The sequence below is a fragment of the Nocardia sp. NPDC058499 genome, from assembly GCF_042719915.1.
In the GTDB taxonomy this organism is placed as follows: Bacteria; Actinomycetota; Actinomycetes; order Mycobacteriales; family Mycobacteriaceae; genus Nocardia.
The window spans coordinates 282,612-304,908 of the sequence record NZ_JBHXMZ010000006.1; the positions used below are offsets into that span (position 1 = coordinate 282,612).

At 67.8% G+C, this 22,297-nt stretch carries 18 protein-coding genes; 7 read left to right on the forward strand and 11 right to left on the reverse strand.

From position 1 onward, the window contains the following. Positions 1 to 148 precede the first annotated feature (148 nt). Positions 149 to 1,459 (reverse strand): carotenoid oxygenase family protein, encoded by a 1,311-nt coding sequence (locus ACFWPH_RS20330; protein WP_378753180.1) that lies wholly within the window; start codon positions 1,457 to 1,459, stop codon positions 149 to 151. Between the two features lie 120 nt (positions 1,460 to 1,579). Here ACFWPH_RS20330 and ACFWPH_RS20335 point away from each other — a divergent pair, with 120 nt between their 5' ends. Further along, entirely contained in the window at positions 1,580 to 2,107 is a 528-nt protein-coding gene (locus ACFWPH_RS20335) for a PadR family transcriptional regulator (protein ID WP_378753181.1), read from the forward strand. A gap of 16 nt (positions 2,108 to 2,123) precedes the next feature. Here ACFWPH_RS20335 and ACFWPH_RS20340 read toward each other — a convergent pair whose 3' ends face one another. The 4 genes from ACFWPH_RS20340 to ACFWPH_RS20355 form a co-directional block, all read right to left on the reverse strand. After that, on the reverse strand, positions 2,124 to 2,783 hold the full coding sequence (locus ACFWPH_RS20340; protein ID WP_378753183.1) for a Uma2 family endonuclease: 660 nt from the start codon (positions 2,781 to 2,783) through the stop codon (positions 2,124 to 2,126). A gap of 128 nt (positions 2,784 to 2,911) precedes the next feature. Continuing rightward, the gene (locus ACFWPH_RS20345) at positions 2,912 to 3,397 is read right to left on the reverse strand and encodes a nucleoside deaminase (protein ID WP_378753185.1); all 486 of its coding nucleotides are present in this window, start codon (positions 3,395 to 3,397) and stop codon (positions 2,912 to 2,914) included. Positions 3,398 to 3,531: 134 nt separating this feature from the next. After that, on the reverse strand, positions 3,532 to 5,310 hold the full coding sequence (locus tag ACFWPH_RS20350; protein WP_378753187.1) for a cutinase family protein: 1,779 nt from the start codon (positions 5,308 to 5,310) through the stop codon (positions 3,532 to 3,534). A 102-nt stretch (positions 5,311 to 5,412) separates the two neighbouring features. Further along, entirely contained in the window at positions 5,413 to 7,011 is a 1,599-nt protein-coding gene (locus ACFWPH_RS20355) for a putative glycoside hydrolase (protein ID WP_378753189.1), read from the reverse strand. A 143-nt stretch (positions 7,012 to 7,154) separates the two neighbouring features. On the opposite strand from ACFWPH_RS20355, the gene ACFWPH_RS20360 reads away from it, so the two are divergent. After that, complete coding sequence (locus ACFWPH_RS20360) at positions 7,155 to 8,135, forward strand: polysaccharide deacetylase family protein (protein ID WP_378753191.1); 981 nt, start codon at positions 7,155 to 7,157, stop codon at positions 8,133 to 8,135. Between the two features lie 426 nt (positions 8,136 to 8,561). Here the strand turns inward: ACFWPH_RS20360 and ACFWPH_RS20365 are convergent, their stop codons facing one another. Continuing rightward, positions 8,562 to 8,759 (reverse strand): hypothetical protein, encoded by a 198-nt coding sequence (locus tag ACFWPH_RS20365; RefSeq protein WP_033245601.1) that lies wholly within the window; start codon positions 8,757 to 8,759, stop codon positions 8,562 to 8,564. Between the two features lie 121 nt (positions 8,760 to 8,880). Next, the gene (locus tag ACFWPH_RS20370; protein ID WP_378753193.1) at positions 8,881 to 11,511 is read right to left on the reverse strand and encodes a LuxR C-terminal-related transcriptional regulator; all 2,631 of its coding nucleotides are present in this window, start codon (positions 11,509 to 11,511) and stop codon (positions 8,881 to 8,883) included. A 221-nt stretch (positions 11,512 to 11,732) separates the two neighbouring features. Here ACFWPH_RS20370 and ACFWPH_RS20375 point away from each other — a divergent pair, with 221 nt between their 5' ends. The 4 genes from ACFWPH_RS20375 to ACFWPH_RS20390 all read left to right on the forward strand — a co-directional run bounded on the left by ACFWPH_RS20375 (position 11,733) and on the right by ACFWPH_RS20390 (position 15,570). Next, positions 11,733 to 12,107, forward strand: a complete 375-nt coding sequence (locus ACFWPH_RS20375) for a PLDc N-terminal domain-containing protein (protein WP_033245599.1) — start codon at positions 11,733 to 11,735, stop codon at positions 12,105 to 12,107. Continuing rightward, positions 12,104 to 13,255, forward strand: a complete 1,152-nt coding sequence (locus tag ACFWPH_RS20380; protein ID WP_378753196.1) for an AI-2E family transporter — start codon at positions 12,104 to 12,106, stop codon at positions 13,253 to 13,255. Before ACFWPH_RS20375 ends, ACFWPH_RS20380 begins: the two co-directional genes overlap by 4 nt. Before the next feature lie 61 nt (positions 13,256 to 13,316). Continuing rightward, on the forward strand, positions 13,317 to 13,742 hold the full coding sequence (locus tag ACFWPH_RS20385; RefSeq protein WP_378753198.1) for a hypothetical protein: 426 nt from the start codon (positions 13,317 to 13,319) through the stop codon (positions 13,740 to 13,742). Positions 13,743 to 13,863: 121 nt separating this feature from the next. After that, entirely contained in the window at positions 13,864 to 15,570 is a 1,707-nt protein-coding gene (locus tag ACFWPH_RS20390; RefSeq protein WP_378753200.1) for a SulP family inorganic anion transporter, read from the forward strand. A gap of 160 nt (positions 15,571 to 15,730) precedes the next feature. Here ACFWPH_RS20390 and ACFWPH_RS20395 read toward each other — a convergent pair whose 3' ends face one another. After that, positions 15,731 to 15,964 (reverse strand): lipopolysaccharide assembly protein LapA domain-containing protein, encoded by a 234-nt coding sequence (locus ACFWPH_RS20395; protein WP_378753202.1) that lies wholly within the window; start codon positions 15,962 to 15,964, stop codon positions 15,731 to 15,733. 286 nt (positions 15,965 to 16,250) lie between these two features. On the opposite strand from ACFWPH_RS20395, the gene ACFWPH_RS20400 reads away from it, so the two are divergent. Continuing rightward, positions 16,251 to 18,068 carry an alkyl/aryl-sulfatase gene (locus tag ACFWPH_RS20400; protein WP_378753541.1) on the forward strand — a complete coding sequence of 606 codons (1,818 nt, stop codon included), beginning with the start codon at positions 16,251 to 16,253 and terminating at the stop codon, positions 18,066 to 18,068. A 4-nt stretch (positions 18,069 to 18,072) separates the two neighbouring features. Here ACFWPH_RS20400 and ACFWPH_RS20405 read toward each other — a convergent pair whose 3' ends face one another. From ACFWPH_RS20405 to ACFWPH_RS20415, 3 genes are read right to left on the reverse strand one after another with little or no spacing between them, the layout of a single operon-like run. After that, positions 18,073 to 18,792 (reverse strand): response regulator, encoded by a 720-nt coding sequence (locus tag ACFWPH_RS20405; protein ID WP_280418038.1) that lies wholly within the window; start codon positions 18,790 to 18,792, stop codon positions 18,073 to 18,075. After that, entirely contained in the window at positions 18,789 to 21,332 is a 2,544-nt protein-coding gene (locus tag ACFWPH_RS20410; protein ID WP_378753204.1) for an ATP-binding protein, read from the reverse strand. The genes ACFWPH_RS20405 and ACFWPH_RS20410 overlap by 4 nt, the downstream gene beginning before the upstream one ends. A 26-nt stretch (positions 21,333 to 21,358) precedes the next feature. After that, on the reverse strand, positions 21,359 to 22,297 hold the full coding sequence (locus ACFWPH_RS20415; RefSeq protein ID WP_378753206.1) for a potassium-transporting ATPase subunit C: 939 nt from the start codon (positions 22,295 to 22,297) through the stop codon (positions 21,359 to 21,361).

Below are 22,297 nucleotides of genomic sequence, written 5' to 3' on the forward strand. Positions count from 1 at the left end.
CCGGTTCGAGGTCGAGCTAGAACCGGGCCGGGTCGTGGTCAAAGCGCAGGTCATGACGATTAGCGGACAGATGACGGAGTGAACCGAAGCATTCGGTGGATTCAGGTGCAGTAGTCGAAACCCTTTTCGCGGGAGGGCTTCCGGAGCGTCAGTGCTCGGTATCGGGGAACCAGTTGCCGTGGAATCCGGTGGGGACGCGGACGCCGAGATGGACCTCCGCGAGCGGGGCGGCGGTCAGATCACCGGCGTCGAGAATCACGAGATCGCTGGTGGCGGTTCGGGCGCGGAACACGAACAACAGCAGATATCCGGCACCGGTGGACGAGGGGACGAATACGGCCTCGCCGGGCTCGTCGGCACCGAATTCGTGTGTCCGGTGCTGCACAGTGGGCATATCGTAACCGGTGAGGTGATGCGGCCCGACGGCATACACGGTGGAGTGCGGCAGGCCGGTCGATGCGTCGTCGATCCGGGGGAACTCGACGGCGCGGTCGTCCAGGGCACGTTCGGCGACCCGGTCGCGGGTGAGATCGATCGTCCACTCGTGCAGGGTGCCCTGGTCGTCGAAGGCCGAACTGGTACCGACCCACATCGATTCGTATCGCACCGCGTGGAGTGTGATCACGTCGCCGGTGTCGAAGGCGTTCGCCACGTGGAAGACGTAGCAGGGTGCGATCTCGAACCAGCGGACCGGGGCGGCCGGAGCGTCGCGGCGCAGGACGCCGATACGGGCCCCGTAACCGGGGTCCCAGCGGTACGGCATCGTGCCCTGCCGGGCCAGTTCGAGACTGAACACCACCGGCAGGTCGAGGAACAGGACGTAGCGTTCGGTGATCGCGAAATCATGCATCATGGTGAGGCCGGGGACGTCGATCGGCTGATCCACGACGAGAGTGCCGCCGGCATCGGCGCGGTGGTAGCGCACATGCGGGGCGGTGAGGCTGCCGTAGCCGAAGAAATGGAGTTCTCCGGTGTGGGGGCAGGTTTTGGGATGCGCGGTCATCGAATTGGTCAGCGCGCCGCCGAAATCGTAGACACCGAGCGTGTCGAGTTCCCCGGTCACCTCCCAGGGCAGCGACGATTCGACGAGCGCCAGCAGATGCCCGGCGTGGCCGACGATATGCGTATTCGCGCTCGCCACGTGGAGGTTTCGGTTTCCGGTGGCGGGGTCGTAGAGGGGAGTGGCGTCGCCCTCGAATTTCCCGGTGCGAACCCAGCGGTTGCGGTACCACTCCGCCTTGCCGTCCCGCAGCCGGACCCCGTGCAACATGCCCTCGCCGAGAAACCAATGCGGCGAACCGTTTCGCGGGTTGGGGCCGTTGCGCAGGTAGCGGCCGGTGAGTTCGGCCGGGATCCGGCCGGTCACGGGAAGGGTCTCCACCGTGACCTCGTGGTCGACCGGGGCGAAGTTCCCTTCCAGATGGCTCCTGGAGGAATCGGTGTCGTGCGGAAGCTGCATCGGGTCGTACCTTTCGGACGAGGTGCGCCGTGTACCGCACCGGGGCCGGGATCGAGAGCCCTATACCTACTACTGTGTCATGTCAGTAGTGACATGACAAGAGTGGGATATCATCGCCGTATGAGTCTCCGATTCGCCGCGCTCGGTCTCCTGGCACAAGAGCCCGGCAGCGGGTACGACCTCCTCAAACGCTTCGAGATCTCCATGGCCAACGTATGGGCCGCGACCCAGAGCCAGCTCTACGGTGAGCTCGGCCGGCTGGAGCGCGAGGGGTTGATCGAGATCGCCGCCGAAGGTCCGCGGCGACGCAAGATGTACGCGATCACCGAACCCGGCCGCCAAGCGCTGCGCGACTGGCTCGCCACCCCCGATACCACCCCGACCAGAAGCGGGCGCCTGCTCCGGGTATTCCTGCTGTCCGAGGTGGAGACACCGGAAGCGATCGAATTCTTCACCGATATCCAACGCAAGGCCGAGGCAGAACTCGATCATCTGACCACGCTCCTGGAACAGCTCGACTGGGGCGGCGAGAAGAACGAGTTCGGCCGCATCGCTTTGGAACACGGCCTGCGCCACTACCGCATGGAAGCCGAATGGGCCCGATGGGCAACCGACCGGCTCACCGCCCCGCGGGACGCGGCCCGCTGAGATCGCGCGGTGCCGGTCAGAAAGCCAGCGAAGACCAGGGAACCTCGATCGGGAACGGGTACGGGAAGGACACGCCGGCACCGGCGTCCGGGATCCACTCGCCCGCCATCAGGTAATTCGCCGACCGGAGCGGACGGACTCCCGGTGGAAGCTCGGCGTGGCCGATTTCGAGGATATACACACGCAGGGCGGCGATACCGGTCAGATCCTGCCGCAGTTCGACCTCCCAGTAGGAAGGAATGCCGCCGCTCGCATAACGCACCTTCTTCGTTTCGATATCGCCCGGGGTATTCGACGGCGAGAGCACCTCGCCGACCAGCACGGTATCGGTGGCTCGAACATCCGAACCCGGCGGGAGACAACGGTGCACCAGGAAATCCGGAGTGACGAAGTCGGATTTTCCGGAGTGCCCGAAAAATACATCGGTCTCCAGGTTCACTCGCCAGCATCGCTCGGAATGCGACGACATATCACCACGAGCACACCGTTCGATTTCGTTGGTCAGGCGTCGCATCGCCGTCTGATGTTCCCCCGGCCCCCGCCGCAACCAGACCACCCGCCCGTCCCACAGTTCGATCTGTGCGGCTACCTCGTCGGGCAATCCTTCGAGTTCCTCCCAGGTCATGTACTCGGGAAGGTCGGGGCGCTCCACGTCGCGGGCACTCGGCGTGACCATTTGCTCATGCTACAAGCAAGTCCGGTTGGTGTATCGGACAAGGGCGCGATCGGAGGGAGCGTACGCGATGATCGCGCAGTGCGGTCCTGCCCGGCCGAGTTCCAAGTCGATCTGGGGCTCGGCGGGGCTCAGCGCCGCGGTGCGAAGCAGGCGTGGTAGAGGTCTTTCACTTCCTGGGCAAGCTCGTCGACCGGCCCGTCGGTGACCGCGCCCGGGACGATCTCGCCGATCGGAAGCGAGGCGACCGGCGCCGCGGGAACACCCCATTCGCGCAACCAGGCCCTGAACTGTGCGCTGGAGGTGATGTAGACGATGCGTCCCAATCCGACCCAGCCGTGACTTGCCGAGCACATCGGGCAGTGCTCTCCGGAGGTGTAGACGGTGGCGGCGGCGCGTTCTTCCGGGGACAGGTGCCCGGCGGCCCACCGGGAGATCGCGAATTCCGGATGCTGGGTGGCGTCGCCGTCTTTCACCCGGTTGCGGTCCTCGAACAGCACAGTGCCGTCGGCGGCGACCAGGACAGAGCCGAAGGGTTCGTCGCCGGCGGCCAGTGCCTCGCGGGCCAGGTCGATGCAGCGGCGGAGGTGGGGCAGATCTTGTTCGGTAACGGTCATACGAACATACTTGTCGATCAGGGACGGGCCACGTGCTACGAGCAGGACGCCGTGTCGGGTTCGGCGCGCTGATCCGGCGCACCGGTGTGCCGGCCCCGGCCTCCTGTTCAGTCCTGGCGCGTCGCCGCGCGGTGTCAGCGCGTGGTCTGCGCGACCGACTCACCGGACTGCGTAGCGGGTGTTTCCGTGGTGGGTTCGCTGGCCCGGGGCGTCGTCGTGGTGGGCGTGGTGGTCGGCGGAGCGGCGACCTCCGTTGCGGGTGCGGAGTTCGCGGGCACGGTTGACGAATTCGGGGGCGCGGTTGTCGAACTCGGGGGTTCCGTTATCGACGAGGGGGGCACCGTCGTCGTCTCGCCGGGCGGCGGCGTCGTGGTGGTCGGCGCCGCCGGCGTGGTCGTAGCCGGGGCGGTACCGGTGGCGGTCGGGGCTGCTGTGGTGGTGCCGGTCGGCTCGGCCGCCTTTTCGGTGGTTGTCTGCGCGGCCGCCCGGTAGGCGTCGTCCAGATCTTCGGGGGTGGGGGTGGATTTCGTATTCACCGGTTCGCCCGCCTGGGCCTGCTTTGCCAGATGGGTGAGCCAGGCCGCGGCGTATTCGGCGGAGGTCAGGGGTTTGCCGTTGGCCGGGTCGGCGTCGCGCCAGTAGTCGAAGTGGTGGCCGGTGGCGTCGGGGCCCAGCGTCAGGTTGTACGGGTCGGACAGGATCACGGGGATGGTGTTCTGATTCGTCACGATCAGCCCGATGATCTCGTTGAGGATCTTCTGCGGGAGGTAGGCCAGCGGAGCCATCTCGCCGGTCGAGATGGAATCGGCGGGCTGTTCACCGGCCGGGGGAGCGGCGCCGGGTTCGTAGCCCGGTTCGGACACCCGCAGTAAAACCTCGAGGAAGGTTTCGTCACTGGCCATCCAGTTCGGCTGCGACTGGATATCGGCGAGCGCGAGCAGCGCGACCCGGCTGAGGACGACCGCGACATCCTGCCCGGTGGCCGGGGTCAGCCCGTCGCGTTCGAGTGCGTCGACGTTCATCTGCCGCGCCACATTGACTACCAGTTGCAGCAGCGCGATGTTCTCCGGCGCGGCGCAGGTGAGGTCGCCGTCGGAGCAGAACGAGGCGATCTTCCCGTTCAGCGAACCGAAGTCGCCGCCCGTATCCGGGAGTGCGCCCTGGCCCGGGACCGGGTTCTTCCCGTTCTGATAGGCCTGGTCGAACCCGTCCGGGTTGCCGTGCGGGTTCTCGGCGCCCGGGAACGGGCCGTCGCCCGGGGCGCGGCCGGAATCGGCGAGGATGACCACGCCGGTGACCTTGTCCGGGTCGACGATCGCGTAACCGCCGTCCTGCTGTTCCTGATGCCCGATCTCCATGGCGACCCGCCGCACCACATCGGCGCCTTCGCTGTAGCCGACGATGGCGAACCGAGTGTCCGGGCAGGCCTGCGAGATCTCACGCATCACCTGCTGGGTGTTGGCGACGCCGGAGGTGACCGCGTCCTCGTAGGTGGCCATATCCGCCGGGTAGGCGATATAGACCGCGGCGTAGGAGCCGGCGTCCACATCGTCGGCGGGGGCGTTGACCACCGGGTCCACCCATTCGCTGCTGTGGTCGCCCGACAGCGCCGCGGGCAGCGGGTTGCCGTGCGCGTCGACCAGCAGTTTGGTGGTGCCCTCGCGCGGGGTGTCACCGCGGCCGGCAACCGAGATGGTGACCATATCGTGGCATTCGGTCACCGACGCCTTCAGCTGGGTATCCACCTGCTGGGAGGGTGCGGTCATCGAATAGGTGGCGCCCACCGCGGCCACCACGCCCAGGGCGGCGGGCGCGGCGATCGCCGCGGCGATGCGGTGCTGGGTGAACCAGCCGCGGGATCGTCGGGTGAACCCGCGGGATGATTGCAGAATCCAGCTACTTCGGAAAGCCATGTCCCATGCTCCATTCCAGAACTGATAAATGGACGGACTGGCCCCCCGACGGGCCGTTACGTCACCGGAGACGTCGCGGCGGGGGTGCGCGGCGTTACGCGATCACTTCGGGTCGAGTGCGCCGCCGTGATATTCCACGCTGGGACTCCACAGGAAGAAACTGTCTATACCGGCTTTATGGGTCGCATCAATTTGGGCTCTGACCTGGGCATCTCCGTAGTTCACGCCCAGGCTGAAATCTTGCAGCCAGGGGATCACCGTCGCGCCCGTGCCTTTGGTCACGGTCTGGAAATCACGTAGGGAGGCGGCGACGATATCGAACGGCTGCCCGTTCGGGTTCGCCACACCGTATTCGCCGGGTCCCCAGTGGGAGGGATAGATCATCGGTGCGACGAAATCCACCTGCGGTGCGATGAGCCGGATATCCTGCGCGATCTGGTCGGGCCGGGTGGCGGCGATCCCGTAGACCGCGGCGCTCTGGTGGGCGCCGGCGGCGTGCACCGGATCGCGGCTCTGCGCCAGGAACCCGGCGACGGCTTCGGTGGCGGGACCCTTCAGACCGGGGAAGCGCATACTCGACAGCCTGCCGTCGGGGCGGCGGACGTAGTCGTACATGACCCCGTCGAAACCCAGTTCGGCGGCTTCGACCGCAAGCGCGATGTTGTAGCCGCGGACCTCGGGGTGGGCGAAATTGGTGAACGCGATCGCGCCGTAGTGACTGGAATACGGCTGCCCGGCCGGGTTCTGCACCACCCAGTCCGGGCGGCCGTGCTGCCAGGCCCATTCGGCGAGCGTGGGATCGCGGAACGCAACGATCCGGCCGACCACCTGCACCCCCATATCGTGGAGTTGGCGCAGCGCCGCCTTCGCTTCGTAGATGGGTGTGGCGGCGCCGGTCGGGCGGGCCAGCGGAACCTTCGAGGCATAACCGACGACACCGTCTTCGTCCTTGATATCGAGTTGCACGGTATCGATACGTTTCTGGCGGGCCAGGTCCAGGACCGCTTCGCGCATCGGGCCGTACGACCAGGCGTGCGCGGTGACATGCACGGCCCGCATCTGTGGCAGATCGATACCGGTGGTGAGCGCCTGTGTGGTGGTGTTACCTGCCGCGTCCACCGCCACCACCTCCGAGCCGGCGGGGCTGTACGGCAGTTCGCTCACGAAACTGCCGTCGGGGCCGGGGGTCACCGAATGCGTACCGATCGAAACCTGTTCCGCATCGGGCGCCCGCCCGCGCACGGTGACCGGGTCGCGGTAGGAGGCGACCGTATCCGGTTGCGTCACTTCCAATTCCGGGGCGGCGGTATCCACGGTGAAGGTCGCTTCGGCGCCGGGGCCGTCGCGCAACCAGCCGGTGATCCCGCCGGGCGGTATCTCGGCGGTGAACGTGTGCTCGCCGTCGGACAGTGCTTCGGGCTCGTAGACGACGGTATCGCCGTCTACCCGGCCGGTGACGGCGGAACCGTCCACCATGAGTTCGACGGCATGCGGATCGTGTCCGGCGGCATCCACACGAAGCGTCAGATCCTTCAGTGCCGCGGCGCCGACAGGTCCCGATGGGAGACCGGTCAACGGAAGATCCGGGGCCGGTGAACGGCCGGCTCCGATCCCGGCGAACACCAGCAGTACGAGCACAACAACACCGAATACGAGGACCGCCAACCGTTTCCGGTCGACCGCCCGGTCCCGCACGAGCACAACACACCAACTTCCGCGAACAGCTTCCCGCCCACTATGGCGAGTCCGCCGCAGCGCCGATCTGTTTCGCGGAGATGGACCGTAAATCGTTGCCGGCACGTAATATCCGGGCGATGGTGCGGTACCCGGGGAGATATGTTCGGGTGGTTGCGGCGGCACTGATCTGCGCGGCGGCCACGGCCTGCGGGGCGAATGAACCCGCCTCGGCGGATACGCCGCCGAGTACCTCCGCGCCACCCCCGCCGCCGGCGCTCCCGGACCCGGCCGCCGTCGGTGCCGACGAGCTTGGCGAGGTACCGATTCTCATGTATCACCAGGTGACCGCAGAGCCGGCCGGTGAATACGATCAGAGCCCGGGTGAGTTCCGGGCGGAATTGGACCGGCTGTATCGCGAAGGCTACCGCCCGATCACCGCCGCACAGTACATCGCCGGGGATATCGATATTCCGGCCGGAACACATCCGGTGGTGCTCACCTTCGACGATTCCACCGGCAGCCAGCTCCGGTTCACCGCCGAAGGCGTGCCCACCGCGGACTGCGCGGTCGGGGTGCTGGAAAGTTTCGCCGCCGACCATCCCGATTTCCCGGCCCGCGCGACCTTCTATGTCAACAACGATCCGTTCGAAGCCGATCCCCGCGCGTTGCCCTGGCTGGCCGAGCACGGTTACGAGATCGGCGCGCATACCGCGAGCCATCCCGATCTCGCCGGCCTGGATGCTGCCGGTGTACAGCGCGAACTGGCGCAGAATGTCCGGGCGATCACCGCCGCGGCGCCGGGAACCGCAGTAACCACGATGGCCCTGCCGCTGGGCAGCGCCCCGGCCGATCCTGCTCTCGCGCTCGCCGGAAACTCGGACGGGACGCCCTACCGATTCGCTGCGGCCATGCTGGTCGGCGCGAACCCCGCGCCGTCACCATTCGGCCCGGTGGACCCTGCTGCGGTGCCGCGGATCCGCTCCGGACTGGGCGCGGTCCCGTTCGATTCCGCCTATTGGCTCGACCTGCTCGCCGCCGAACCGGCCCGTCGCTACACCTCGGACGGCGACCCCGGACGCATCTCGTTCCCGCGCAGCTCGGCGAACCGGCTCGACCCACGCTGGTCTGATCAGGCACGTACCTATTGATGTCTTCCACGGGAAGGCGTTCCGCCGAGGCGAGCTCTGTGCGGCCGGAACGATGCTGACCGTCGCGTTCCCCGGCTCGCACCGCGTGGGAGTGTCACTCATCCCTTGGTCCGACATCGCCGACTACTGGGTCGCCGGCCGCGGCGAGCCCGGCGAGGTCCGGGTGGACACCGCGGCCTCCGTGTCGCCGTTCGTGCCCACGTCGTCCTGGACGGTTGTGGCGGACTCGAACCGGGCAACCGGAACTGCTTCCGCACACCGGACCGCGACCGGCGTGACCCGGTCGCGCTCGCCGGCAGGTTCCGTTCGGCTCGGCCGTGTTGCCGGCCGGCTACCGCGCCACCGGTGCGACTGTTGCGTCCGCCGTCATCGTGATCGGGGCACCGGAGCCGCCCGCAGCGTGCGCACGCGAGCAGGTCAGCGCACTCAATCGGGCAACCGGCGCATCTCGATCACGGTGAGACCCAGGTTGTCGATACGGGCCAGGATTCCGCGGATGCCCGTCGGATCGGTGACCGGACCCGATAGCACGGTGGTGCCCTGGGTGTGATCGCCGGTGAGTTCGGGAAAAGCGGCAAGCGCACGTTCGGAGAGTTCGCCGTCGATGGTGAACTGGTATCGCATCGCCGTCTCCTGCCTCGTCCGGACCGGTCGCGACGGCAGGTGTCGCCGCGTCGGAATGAAGTGTGTCCCACGGCGTCACCGCCGCACATCGTCCGGAGCGGGTGAAACGGCCCCGGCCGGATCAGAGCAATCCGCTGCGCCGCGCTTCCTGCAGCGCTTCCATCCGGGAGCGGGTACCGAGTTTGGCGTAGATACCGCGCAGATGTGTTTTGACCGTATTGATGGAGACACTGAGATCGTCGGCGATGTGCTGGGTCGTACGCCCCGACGGCAGCTGTTGCAGAATCCGCAGCTCGGTCGCCGTGAGCGGTGGATGCTGGATCCGGCGCCGGGGCCGGTGGCCGGCCCGGATGCTGTCGGCGAAGGCGCTGCAGTGCCCGAAACATCCGGCGTAGTAGTCGAGCAGGTCGATGGTGCCGGGCACATCGAAGAACGGCCGGGCCACGCGATGGGTGGCGCCGATCCGCAGGGCGTTGTCCACGGCCTCCCGGGTTTTGGAATCGTTGCCCAGTTCGCGGTGGGCGCGGGCGTGCAGCAGCCAGCCGGTGAGCCGGGCGACGGGATGGGCGCCGGAGGTCGCCGCGAGTACGGGCTCCACCTGCCCGAGGACCGTCTGATGGTTACCCGCGACGGACGTCAGCGCCGCCGTGGACAGGACGGTGTCGGGGATGAGGCCGAGCACCGCCCGTGCCCGTTCGGTGAGCTGCCGCGCGGCCGCGGTATCGCCCGCGCCCAGCAGCGCCCACACCGCGGCACTCACCAGACCACCACCGAGCACGGGCGCGGGGTCGGCATCGAGCAGGCGGCCGATACTGCGGCGCAGCCGGTCGGTGGCGCCCGGGTCGTCACCGCACTGGCAGTCGAGCAGATTGCCGACCACATGCGGCACCCGGCCCGCCACCGGCCCGGGTGTGCCGTCGCGGCGGATGTGCTCGGCGCACAGCACCCGGATCTGTTCGGGGTGCGGCTCCGAGCCCTGCAGATAGGCGCCGTAGGCCTCGAGCGCGGTGGCGTGCACGGTTTCCGGCAGATCCAGCAGGTCGTGATCGCGGGCGATGGCGCAGGCCCGTTCGGCGCGCTGCCGCATCGTCGTGATCGATCCGGCCAGGCCGGCGGTGACGGCGAGCCGGGTCACCGCGATCAAACGCAGCCGCGGGTGGCAGCGGGACCGGGTGCGGCTCAACGCGACCCGCAACCGTTCCTCACCCCGGGCGAGTTCGCCGCGCAGCGCGAGCGCGGTGCCGGTGGTGACGGCGAGATAACCGTCCAGGTCGGGGCGGTCGGCGGGCGGCATCCGCTCCGGGTAGACGATCGGATCGGAATCGGCGCCGGTCGCCACCGCGAGTTCGGCGTCCACGGCCGCGGTCAGGGCTTCCAGCCGATACGGGCCGGCCAGTGAATGCGGGTCGTCGTCGGCGAGGAGCCGGGCGCTGTCGCGGTAGGCCTGCGCCGTGCCGCTGCCACCGTGCAGCAATGCGTCGGTGGCCTGCAGCAGCCGCAGGAAGGGATCGGTCAGCACATCCGGCGCCGCGGCCGCGAGCGCATCGAACAGGCTTTCGCCGTGATCGGCGAAAACCAGGGCCAGCGCGTGCTCGGCCAGGAATGAGCCCAGCTCTCGGTGATCGGGGACCGCGAGCAGATGCGCCAGCGCGGCCTGCAGTTCACCGGTCGCGGTGAGCCGGCGGGCGGCCCGCAGATGCAGATCGGCACACAGATTCGGGCCCAGGCGATTGGCCTCGGCCAGGAAATAGGCCCGCAGCATCGGGTGGTACGAATACCAGACCTTCCCGCTGCGGGACAGCGAGGTCATCGGGAAATTGATCCGGTCCAGTTCGTAGAGCAGATGCGCCGCACCACCGCCGACGAGATCGTCGGCGAGTTGTTCGGTGAACTCCTCGGGGACGCTGGTGCAGGTGAGGAACTGCCGCAGCGCGGGGGAGAGGGTATCGATCAGCTCACCCACCAGCAGATCGGCGAACGCATGCGGCGGACGGGCCAGCGCGGTGAGCGCATCGGCATTCTCGCTCGGGCTCGCGGTGAGATAGATCGCCGCGATCCGCACCAGCGCCGCCCACCCCTCGGTGAGACCCATCAAGGTGTGCAGGCTCTGGTCGTCGAGTGCACATTCGTGCCCCGCGCACAGCCGGGACGCCTCGGCGGGGGAGAGCGCCAGATCGTGCGCGCCCCACCGGGTGAGCCGGGAATGCAGTTGCAGCAGATGCCAGCGGATCGGCGGATCGAAGCGGGCGCACAGAACGGTGGTCACCGCGGGCGGCGCGTGCTGCAGGAAGTACTCCAGACCCGCCAGGGCGAGCGGGTCGGTGATCAGATGGGCATCGTCGATCACCACGACGGTCGGGTCCGCGCTGTCGCCCAGCGCGGCGAGGATCGCTTCGGCCTCACCCACCCCCGCGGCCGGCTGCCCGGATCCGGCGGCAGGCACGCACAGCCGGGTGCGCAGTTCCGGCCACAACGCGGTCTGATCGCGAACGGTGAGCCAGGCGATCCGGGCCTCGGGATGCGAACGCGGCAGATGCGTTGCCACCCAGTCCGCCACGGCGACCGTTTTCCCCACCCCCACCGCGCCGCAGACCAGCAGGACACCGCCGTTGCGGCGATCCAGCACGGTATCCAGGCCGGTATGCAGTCGCGGCCGCGATACCGGGTCGAAGGGGAACACCGGGATATGGGACCGTGGCCGGGCTCGCGATAACGGGCGGCCCGTCGGATCCAATGTCGGCGAAGTGGTCACGGTGCCTCCCGAAGAAAAATTCCGAAACAGCACTAGCACGCACTCGGCCGCAGCCTACCTGAGTAGAGGGCACCCTCAGCGGCCCCTGAACCAACCTGTTACCAGGGCGTATCCGGGAATATTCATCCGTAGCGGGTGAGTCGTGCACCGGCCGGACCGCCATACCGTGGGGCGGATCCCCGCTGTGGGGATCACTGGATCCGACGTAAGCGAGGTGGACCGTGTCGTTTTGGGAAGCACTCTGGCTGGTTGTGGTGAGCTTCGCGTTCATCGCGTACCTGCTGCTGCTGTTCTACATCATCGGCGACCTCTTCCGGGACCGGGAGACCTCCGGCTGGGTGAAGGCGATCTGGGTGGTCCTGCTGATCGTGCTGCCGCTACTGACCTCGCTCGTCTACCTGATCGTCCGCGGTAAGGGGATGACACAGCGGTCGATCACCGAGGCCCACCAGGTGCAGGCCGCCGAGAAGGAATACATCCAGCGCACCGCCGGCACCAACCCGGCCGCGCAGATCGCCGAGGCGAAACGGCTGCTCACCGAGGGCACGATCACCGAAGGAGAGTTCGAGCGGCTCAAGGCCAAGGCCATGTCGTGACCGCTGCGCCCCCGCCGGCACCGCAACCCGCGGCGCCGGCCCCCGGGCAGTGGGCTATTCCGCGCGGGTTGATCGTTCTGCTGGTTGCGGCGGCCACGGTGGTCGCCGTGACCGGCGCCCGCGCCTTCTCCGGTGTCCTGGGCCCGGTTTTCCTGGCCTTGATGCTGGCGATCGCCGTGCAACCCATCCAGCAGCGGATGCAGCGCAGCGGGCGGCCCGCCTGGCTGGGGATGCTCGCGGCGCTGGTGGTGGTGTATCTCATCCTGCTCGGGCTGGTCGCGGCGCTGGCGGTATCGGCGGCTCAGCTGGCCACCGCGCTCCCGGATTACTCCGAGCGGTTTGCCGATCTGCTCGTGCAGGTGCAGGACCTGCTGGCGCGCTTGGATATCGACAAGGAACGGATCGATCACGCGTTGAGCAGCTTCGACCTGGGCAAACTGGTCGTGCTGCTGGAGGATCTGCTGCGCGGCCTGGCGGGCGCGTTCTCGAACCTGGTCTTCGTGGTCACCCTGCTGCTGTTCATGGTGTTCGACGGCATGTCCATCGGACGCCGGATGAATGTGCTGCGGAGCATGCGCCCCGATATCGCCCGGGCCTTGGGCTCCTTCACCTCGGGCACCCGCAAATACCTGATCGTATCCACGATATTCGGCCTGATCGTCGCGGTCCTCGACGGTGTGGCGCTGTGGTTGCTCGCGGTGCCGTTTCCGCTGCTCTGGGCGCTGCTGTCGTTCATCACCAACTACATCCCGAATATCGGTTTCGTTATCGGGCTGGTGCCGCCCGCGCTACTGGCCCTGCTGGACAGCGGATGGACCCGGATGGTCTGGGTAATCGTCGTCTACTGCGTGTTCAACGTCGTGGTGCAGTCGGTGATCCAGCCCAAATTCGTCGGTGACGCGGTCGGGCTCAGCGTCACGATCACTTTTCTGTCGCTGGTGTTCTGGGCATGGGTCCTCGGTGCATTGGGTGCGCTGCTGGCCATACCGCTCACGCTCCTGGCGAAGGCTGTGCTGCTCGATATCGACCCATCGACCAGGTGGATGGACGTGCTCATCGGCGAGCGTGCCCCGGAGCGCGAGAAACAGGTCGCGGGCGAACCGCCGCCCGCACCGGGAGGAGCGGCGGGGTTCACCCCGGCGGGGTGAGGCGGGACCGTTCCCCGAACGGCGACAGTCGACGTAATCACTGCGCTCGGAAGGAGTGGAGATGACCACCGCACCGCAATACACCACCGGGACCCGCGAGGGCGGCCCGCTGCGGCAGGGTTTCGCCGCGGGTGCCTCCATCGGCGCGTCGATACTGCTGCTGACCGTCGGCGTGCTCTCGGTACTCGAGGGGATCGCCGCGGTCGCCCGGGACGAATTGTTCGTTGTCGGTATCGACTACACCTACGAGTTCGATATCACCACCTGGGGCTGGATCCATATCGTGCTGGGCGCCATCCTGATCGTGGCGGCGCTCGGCTTGATGACGGGTACCACCTGGGGCCGCGTGCTGGCGATCGCCGTCGCCGCACTCTCGATACTGGCGAACTTCCTCTGGCTGCCCTACTACCCGTGGTGGTCGACACTGGTCATTGCCTTGAACGTCGTGGTGATCTGGGCGATCGCCACCTGGCATCCCCGGACCTGACACGCCCACCGGCCCGGCCGCCCGGTGCGTGCGGGCAACGGTCCGACTTCCTCGGCGAAGGGCACGGTGAGTTGTGAGCGATGAACACACTCGTCCGTCCGGAAGCAGCGATCCTCACCGGATGCGGGAAATCGCCGCACAGCTGTTCCCTTCCCTGCACGGGTACCGGCGCAGCTGGTTGCGTCCGGATATCGTCGCCGGCCTGACCGTCTGGGCGGTGCTGGTGCCGGAAGCGCTGGCCTACGCCACGATCGCGGGCGTTCCGCCGGTGGTCGGCCTGTACGCGGCGGTCCCGTCGCTGATCCTGTACGCGCTGGCCGGTAGTTCCCGGCATCTCGTGGTGGGCCCGATGTCGGCGACTGCGGCGCTGTCGGCCGCGCTGATCGCCCCGCTGGCCGGTGCCGACGAGGGGCGCTATATCGCGCTCACCACCGCGCTCGCGATCGCGACGGGTGTGGCCGGCCTGCTGGCCGGGCTGCTGCGGCTCGGGTTCATCGCCTCGTTCATCTCCGAACCGGTGCTGAAAGGTTTCATCGTCGGGCTGGCGCTGGTGATCATCATCGGCCAGGTACCCAAACTGCTCGGTATCGAGAAGCACGAGGGGGATTTCTTCGAACAGCTGTGGGGCGTGCTGACCGGTCTCGGGGATACCCACTGGCGCACGCTGTTGATCGGCGGCCTGAGCCTGCTGCTGGTACTCGCCGTAAAACGGTGGCTCCCGCTGATTCCGGGCGCATTGCTCGCGGTGCTGGCCGGAATCCTGGCGGTGGCGCTGTTCGACCTGGACGACAAGGGGGTGGCGATCGTCGGGGAGATCGACCCGGGCCTGCCCGTGCCCGGCCTGCCCGGGGGTGTGGGCTTCGGCGACTATCTCGATCTGCTGGGACCGGCGGTCGGTGTCCTGCTGATCGGATTCGCCGAAGGACTGGGCGCGGCCAAGACATATGCCGCGAAAGCCGGCTACGAAATCGACCCCAACCGCGAATTGTTCGGGTTGGGCGCCGCGAACCTGGGGTCGGGTTTCACTGCCGGGATGGTGGTCAACGGCAGTTTGTCCAAAACCGCGGTCAATGGATCGGCCGGTGCGAAGACCCAGGTCAGCGGCTTGGTGGTGGCGGTCCTGACCGTCGTGACGCTGCTATTGCTCACGGGGCTGTTCGAACAGCTGCCGGAGGCCACACTGGCGGCGGTGGTGATCGCGGCGGTGATCGAACTGGTCGATATCGCCGCATTGCGGCGGCTCTACCGTGTGTGGACCGACTGGCTGGGCCATATCTACGGCCGGGTCGCCCGCGCCGATTTCGTGGCCGCGCTCGCCGCGCTGTTCGGTGTGCTGCTGTTCGACACCCTGCCGGGCCTGCTGATCGGGGTCGGGGTCGCCATCGTCCTGCTCGTCTATCGCGGCTCCCGGCCGCATATCGCGGTCCTCGGACCCCGTGACGGTTTGTGGCTGGACGTGCATCGCCATCCCGGTCTCGCGCAACGTCCCGACCAGCTGGTGGTACGCGTGGAAGCGGGGCTGTACTTCGTCAACGCCGACCATGTGCGGAGCCGGATCGAGCAGCTGTGCACCGCGCACACCCGGCTGGTGGTGCTCGACGCCGAAACCTCCCCCGGTATCGATGTCACCGCCGCCGCGATGCTGGTCGATCTCCGGGACAGCCTCGCCCATCGCGGTATCGAATTCCGGATCGCCCGTTCGATCGGACAGTTCGGTGACGAACTTGCGGCCGCGCAAACCGGCCCGCACCGCATTCCGGTCTACGCCAGTGTCACCGCCGCGACAGCCGAAGCGCCGCATTCGGACGAGACCGGGCCGGCACACTGAGGCAGCCGGGTGAGCCGGTCGCCGCCGAACATCACCGGCGGCACCACCAGCGTGACGCTCTATCTACCGGTACAAGGTGGCGTCCCGGGTACTGCACCCACGATGCGAAGCCGGTGAGGCTGCGCACCGGTACAGTCCCCGGGAACGGTGCCCGTTGCGCTCAGCGGCGGGACCGGCGCTTGATCAGCAGACCCGCGAGGGCGCCGACGAGGAACATGATCAGCAGAATCAGCCACATCGGCGAACGAACGGTGACCAGCAGGAAATTGATGTCCACCCGGCTGCGGTTCTGGGCGATGAACACCACGGCCAGCACGACCAGGACGGCGGCCACCCACTGATTCACCGTGATACGAGACAGCAGTGCCGGCTTCGGTGCGTCCTGGGGTGTCATCGGATCCTCCGAACAGTGGGCTGACGGTATATCTCGAGTCTGCTGCGCCGGCGGCGGACCGCGCTTCACCCACGCCGGATGAGTTCCCAACACTCCCGCGGCCGGGACAGGCCGGACGGCGAATTCACCCACCGCAGGTGATACCTGCGCGGGGAAGATCCCGCTAGCGTGGGCGACGCCGGTGCGCCCCCTCCGTCCGGTCGACCACCGGACTAGCGGGTGCTCGAACCTCCGCGCCGTGACCGCTTCATCAGCCGAGACATCGCAGAGTGAGGTAACGATGACCATGCAGGTGGATTTCGACGACACCACCGATTTCGAGAATGTCGGCCGCGGATTCATCGCCGAGCTCGACCCGCCGGTGGTGCAGGCGGCCGACGGGCGCGTGGTCTGGGATATCGGCGCCTACGGGTTCCTCGACGGTGAATGCCCGTCCACTGCGAACCCGAGCCTGTGGCGGCAGGGCAAGCTGTGCAACAAACAGGGGCTTTTCGAAGTCACCGAGGGGATCTACCAGGTACGCAATCTGGACCTTTCGAATATGACCTTCGTCGAGGGTCGCGAGGGCATCATCGTGATCGACCCCCTGCTGTCCGCGGAGACGGCGGCCGCCGGACTGGCCCTGTACCGCGCACATCGCGGCGACCGCCCGGTGAAAGGCATGATCTACACCCATTCGCACGCTGATCATTTCGGCGGAGCCAGGGGAGTGGTACCCGAAGGTCACCCGGCGATACCGATTCTGGCGCCCGAAGGTTTCCTCGAGCACGCGGTGAGCGAGAACGTCTACGCCGGTAATGCGATGAACCGGCGCGCGATCTTCATGTACGGCGCGGTGCTGAACAAGGCACCCGACGGCCAGATCGGGGCCGGCCTCGGGATGACCACCTCCACCGGTACCATCACCCTCATCCCGCCGACGGTGGATATCACCCACACCGGCCAGGAAGAGGAGATCGACGGGGTGCGGATGGTTTTCCAGCTCACCCCCGGCACCGAGGCGCCCGCGGAGATGAACTTCCTGTTCCCCGATCGCCGCGCACTCTGTATGGCGGAGAACGCCACCCACAATATGCACAATGTGCTGACCCTGCGCGGTGCGGTGGTGCGTGACTCACGCGTATGGGCCCGTTATCTCGACGAGGCCATCGCCCGGTTCGGCGATAAGGCCGATGTCGCGTTCGCCTCCCATCATTGGCCGACATGGGGGCGGGAGAACTGGACCGCCTGGATCGCCGGTCAACGGGATATGTACTCCTACCTGCACGACCAGACATTGCGGTTGACCAACCAGGGCTACACCGGCCCGGAGATCGCCGAACAGTTCGAATTCCCGCCCGCGCTGGACAAACTGTGGGCCAACCGCGGCTACTACGGTTCCACCAGCCACAACGTGAAGGCGATCTACCAGCGGTACATGGGCTGGTACGACGGTAATCCCGCGCACCTGTGGGAGCATCCGCCGGTCGAGCAGGCGCAGCGCTATGTGGCCGACTACGGCGGAATCGAGGCTATCGTCGCCAAGGGCCGGCAATACGCCGACGACGGCGATCTGCGCTTTGCGGCCACACTGCTGTGCCATGCGGTATTCGCCGAACCGGGTCACGACGGCGCCAAGGAGGCGCTGGCCCAGGTCTACGAGCGGCTCGGCCACGGCGCCGAGAACGGTACATGGCGCAACTTCTTCCTCGTCGGCGCGCAGGAACTGCGTACGGGTCCGAGTCCGGCCGCCCTCGATTCGGCCAGCCCGGAAATGATGACCGCGCTGACCCTGGACATGATCGTGGATTCGCTCGCCGTCCGGATCAACGGCCTGCGCGCCGCATCGGCCGATTTCAGCATGGATTGGGAAGTGACGGACCAGAAGCTGGTACATCGGCTGACGCTGTCCAACGGCGCGCTCACCCACCGGACCCCGACCCCGGACGCGCCGGCCACCGGGCCCGCCGATCTCACCCTCACCATGACCAAACCGGAACTGCTGCAAGCCTTGGCAGGTAAGGGATTCGACGGGATCACGATGAAAGGCGACGAAAGCATCCTGCAGACCTTCCTGGGCCTGCTGGACACACCCGACCCGCGCTTCCCGATCGTCACCCCCTGACCGGTCACTCCCGGAAGCGGTGGCCCATCCCGGGCTCGGTGACCAGATGTTTGGGATGGGACGGATCATCCTCCAGTTTCCGGCGCAACTGGGCCAGATAGACGCGTAGGTAGTGGGTTTCGGACTGGTAGGCCGGACCCCACACCTCGCGTAGCAGTTCCTGCCGGCCGACGAGCTTCCCGCGATTGCGGACCAGCATTTCCAGCACACCCCATTCCGTGGGGGTCAGATGGACTTCGGCGCCCGACTTGATCACCTTCTTCGCCGCCAGGTCCACGGTGAACGAATCGGTGACCACCACCGGTTCGTCGGGTTCGGCCGCATCCGCGGCCCGGCGCAGCGCCGCGCGTAACCGGGCGAGGAATTCGTCCATCCCGAACGGTTTGGTCACGTAGTCGTCGGCGCCGGCGTCGAGCGCGTCGACCTTGTCCGCCGAATCGGTGCGGGCGGACAGCACGATGATCGGCACCTTGGTCCAGCCGCGCAGACCGGCGAGCACCTCGATCCCGTCGATATCGGGAAGGCCGAGATCGAGCACCACCACATCGGGTTTGCGTTCGGTCGCCGCCCGCAGCGCGCCCGCGCCCGTGGCCGCGGTGACCACGTCGTAGCCCCGTACCGAGAGATTGATGCGCATCGCCCGCAGGATCTGCGGTTCGTCGTCGACCACCAGGACGGTGGGCTGTTGCTGCGCACCGTGCTCCGGCTGTGCTCCGGTCTTCATGGCGAAACCTCCGTGGGCGACGTATCGGTGCGGCCGTCCGCGACCGCGAGATCGACGGTGACGGTGAGCCCCCCACCGGGCGTGGGCGCGGCGCTCACCGAACCGCCCATGGCGTCGGCGAATCCGCGTACCACCGAGAGCCCCAGACCCAGACCGCTGGTGTTGTCCCGGTCGCCGAGCTGCTGGAACGGGTCGAAAACCCGTTCGGGATCGGCGCCGGGCAGACCCGGCCCGTGGTCGACCACCCGGACCAGGATCCGGCCGTCCACCGCCGCGGCATCGATCGTCACCTCCGATTCGCCGCCGTAGCGCAGCGCATTGTCGACGAGATTGGCCAGAATACGTTCGAGCAGATCGGGGTCGGCCTGTACCACCGTCGTCCCGATACTGACCCGCACCCGGTCGAGGGCGCCACGGCGCGCGCCGCGCGGGCTCACCCCGACGCTGACCAGCGACCGGTGCACCACCTCGTCCAGATAGGTGGGCCGCAATCGCGGCCGCACCACCCCCGCGGCGAGCCGCGAGGAATCCAGCAGGTTACCGACCAGCGCCGTGAGCTGATCGGCGGATTCCTCCACCGTGGCGAGCAATTCGGCCCGGTCCGTGGGCGAGAACTCGACATCGTCGGAACGCAGGCTCGAGATCGCCGCCTTGACCGCCGCCAGCGGGGTGCGCAGATCGTGGCTGACCGCCGAGAGCAGATCGCGGCGCAACCGGTCGGCCTCGGCGATCGCCGCGGCTTTGTGCGCTTCCTCGGTGAGCTGGCGCCGCTGGATCAGGCCGACGGCCTGACCCGCCACCGCCTCCAGAACCCGCCGGTCGCGAGCGCGCAGGGTCGGGCCGGACAGCAGCAGCGCATAGTCGCCGTCGGCGACCTCGATCGCGGTATCGGCCGCGTCGGCGCGTTCGGGCGGATCCGTACCGACCGCGGCGAGCGCACCGCGGTCGCGGTGACGCAGACTCACCGCCCGCTGACCGTAGGTCTGGCACAACCTTTCCAGCAGAGCGGTCGGGTCGGCGCCGCGCAGCACCGCCCCCGCGAACAGGGTGAGCAGTTCGGCTTCCCGGGATGCCTGCCCGGCCTGTTCGGCCCGTCGCGCGGCGGTATCGACGAGCACCGCCACCGCGACCGCGACCACCAGCAGCAGGACCGCCGGTAGGAAACTGTTCGGCTCCTGGATGGTGACGCTGTAGCGGGGATCGGTGAACAGGATGTTGAGCAGTAGACCGGCGATCAACGCCGACGCGACCGCCGGTAGCACTCCGCCGAACAAGGCGACCGCCAGCACCGCCACGAAATACAGCGCGCTTTCGCTCACCAGATCGAGGTAGCGGTCGAGCCAGACGGCCAGGATAGCCGAGATCGCCGAAGGGACGGCGAATGCGGCGACCCAGGCCGCGGTGCGGCGCGCCTTGGGGCGCGGTCGTCGCCGCCGGTGCCGGCGGCCCGCGGCCTCGTGGGTGACCATATGTACGTCGATCTTGCCGGAATGCTGTACCACTTCCGCGCCGATGCCCTCGTCGAACATCCGTGCCCAGCGTGACCGGCGGGACGTGCCGAGCACCAACTGGGTGGCGTTGACCGTCCGGGCGAAATCCAGCAGTGCGGTAGGTACTTCGTCGCCGACGACTGTATGCAGTTCCGCGCCGAGGTGCGCGGCGAGTTTCCGGACCGCGGCCATCTGCGGTGCCGCCACACCGGTCAGGCCGTCACCGCGGACGACATGGACGACGAGCAGTTCGGCACTGGATTTCGCGGCGATCCGGCCCGCCCGCCGCACCAGCGTTTCCGATTCGCGTCCCCCGGTCACGGCGACGACCACCCGTTCCCGGGCTTCCCAGGTGGCAGTGATCCGGTGGTCGGCGCGGTATTTCGCCAGCGCCGCATCCACCTGGTCGGCCAGCCACAGCAGGGCGAGTTCGCGCAGCGCGGTCAGGTTGCCGCGCCGGAAGTAGTGCGCCAGCGCGGCATCGGCCTTCTCCGGCGCGTACACATTGCCCAGCGTGATCCGCCGTTGCAGTGCTTCCGGAGTGATATCGACCAGTTCGATCTGGTCGGCGGCGCGCACCACCGCGTCGGGGACGGTTTCGTGCTGGGTCACGCCGGTGATCTGCTCGACCACATCGTTGAGACCCTCGAGATGCTGGATGTTCACGGTGGACACCACGGTGATCCCGGCGGCCAGCAGTTCCTGAACATCCTCGTACCGCTTACGGTTGCGGCTGCCGGGGGTGTTGGTGTGCGCCAGTTCGTCCACCAGTACCAGGTCGGGCCGGCGGGCCAGCACGGCGTCCACATCCAGTTCGTACTGCACCGTGCCGCGGTAAGAGATCGCGACCCGGGGCACCTGCTCGATACCCTCGAGCAGTTCCGCGGTCTGCGCGCGGCCGTGCGTCTCGACCACGGCGGCCACCACATCCTGGCCGCGCGCCAGGCGCCGATGCGCCTCACCCAGCATCGCGAACGTTTTACCGACCCCGGGGGCCGCACCGAGATAGATGCGCAGCTCACCCGGGGTGCGGTGTGGTGTAGCGGTCACGTCCGAATCATGTCACCGTGCACGGATCACTGTCCGTTCGCGGTGCCGGACACGGGGTAGCGGCTGTCCAGATCGAGGTTGAGTCCGAGGACGTGGACCCGGGGCTCCCCGGCGAAACCGAGTACCCGGCCGCTGGTGTGCGCCGCGACGATATCGCGGACCGCAGCCGGTTCGATACCGCGCGCGGCCGCCACCCGGTTCACCTGGATTTCGGCGTAGGCGGGCGAAATATGCGGATCCAGGCCGCTGCCGCTGCTGGTCACCGCATCCGCGGGAACCGCCGGCTCGCCGGGTGCGTTCCCGGCGATCGGCACGATCCGGCCGGTCGAATAGTCCTCGCCGTACTGTGCGCATTCCACCGGAACACCGTGGTATTCGGCGCGGAACACCCGCGTGGCCCCGGGCCGGCAGGGTTCGTTGACGCTGACCACACGTTCCGGGATCACCGCGCCGTCCGCGGTGAAGGTCCCCATGACCGAGAGCACCGCCCCCACTCCGTCCGGTGTGCAGAACGGCCGGCCGCCGTCGACACCTTCGCGCAGGCCGATCTCTTGGCTGCGGGTGCAGACCTGGGTGAGCAGGCTCGGGGTGAATCCGGCCGATTCCGGGTCGGATCCCGCGGCGAGCAGGGCCGCGTCGGCGGGCGTGTCGACGATGTTCTCCGGGCCCAGATTGCTGCCGCCCGAGGCCAGGCTGTCGTAACCGTCGCCGGCCGCCGAGGGACGGCTCTGGAAGTACCAGGCGATCGGGTCGCCGTTCGCGTCGGTGAACGATTGGCCGAGCAGGGAACTGCCCACGGCCTGACCGCCGGCCTCGACGATCGAACCGTGCGATTTATCGTGCAGCCCTGGTAGCTGGCCCGCCACCCAGACGATCCCGGGGTAGGCGAAACCAGTGATCAAGGTCAGTATCAGCAGCGCCCGCAGCGCGGCGGAATGCTGGCGGATCAGATCGGAGACAGGCAT

Bases quoted from the DNA above. Each gene is read 5' to 3' on its own strand.
- ACFWPH_RS20330 (WP_378753180.1), bottom strand. From the start codon at position 1,459: ATGCAGCTTCCGCACGACACCGATTCCTCCAGGAGCCATCTGGAAGGG.
- ACFWPH_RS20335 (WP_378753181.1), top strand. From the start codon at position 1,580: ATGAGTCTCCGATTCGCCGCGCTCGGTCTCCTGGCACAAGAGCCCGGC.
- ACFWPH_RS20340 (WP_378753183.1), bottom strand. From the start codon at position 2,783: ATGGTCACGCCGAGTGCCCGCGACGTGGAGCGCCCCGACCTTCCCGAG.
- ACFWPH_RS20345 (WP_378753185.1), bottom strand. From the start codon at position 3,397: ATGACCGTTACCGAACAAGATCTGCCCCACCTCCGCCGCTGCATCGAC.
- ACFWPH_RS20350 (WP_378753187.1), bottom strand. From the start codon at position 5,310: ATGGCTTTCCGAAGTAGCTGGATTCTGCAATCATCCCGCGGGTTCACC.
- ACFWPH_RS20365 (WP_033245601.1), bottom strand. From the start codon at position 8,759: ATGCGATACCAGTTCACCATCGACGGCGAACTCTCCGAACGTGCGCTT.
- ACFWPH_RS20385 (WP_378753198.1), top strand. From the start codon at position 13,317: ATGACCACCGCACCGCAATACACCACCGGGACCCGCGAGGGCGGCCCG.
- ACFWPH_RS20390 (WP_378753200.1), top strand. From the start codon at position 13,864: ATGCGGGAAATCGCCGCACAGCTGTTCCCTTCCCTGCACGGGTACCGG.
- ACFWPH_RS20395 (WP_378753202.1), bottom strand. From the start codon at position 15,964: ATGACACCCCAGGACGCACCGAAGCCGGCACTGCTGTCTCGTATCACG.
- ACFWPH_RS20400 (WP_378753541.1), top strand. From the start codon at position 16,251: ATGCAGGTGGATTTCGACGACACCACCGATTTCGAGAATGTCGGCCGC.
- ACFWPH_RS20405 (WP_280418038.1), bottom strand. From the start codon at position 18,792: ATGAAGACCGGAGCACAGCCGGAGCACGGTGCGCAGCAACAGCCCACC.
- ACFWPH_RS20415 (WP_378753206.1), bottom strand. From the start codon at position 22,297: ATGCCTGTCTCCGATCTGATCCGCCAGCATTCCGCCGCGCTGCGGGCG.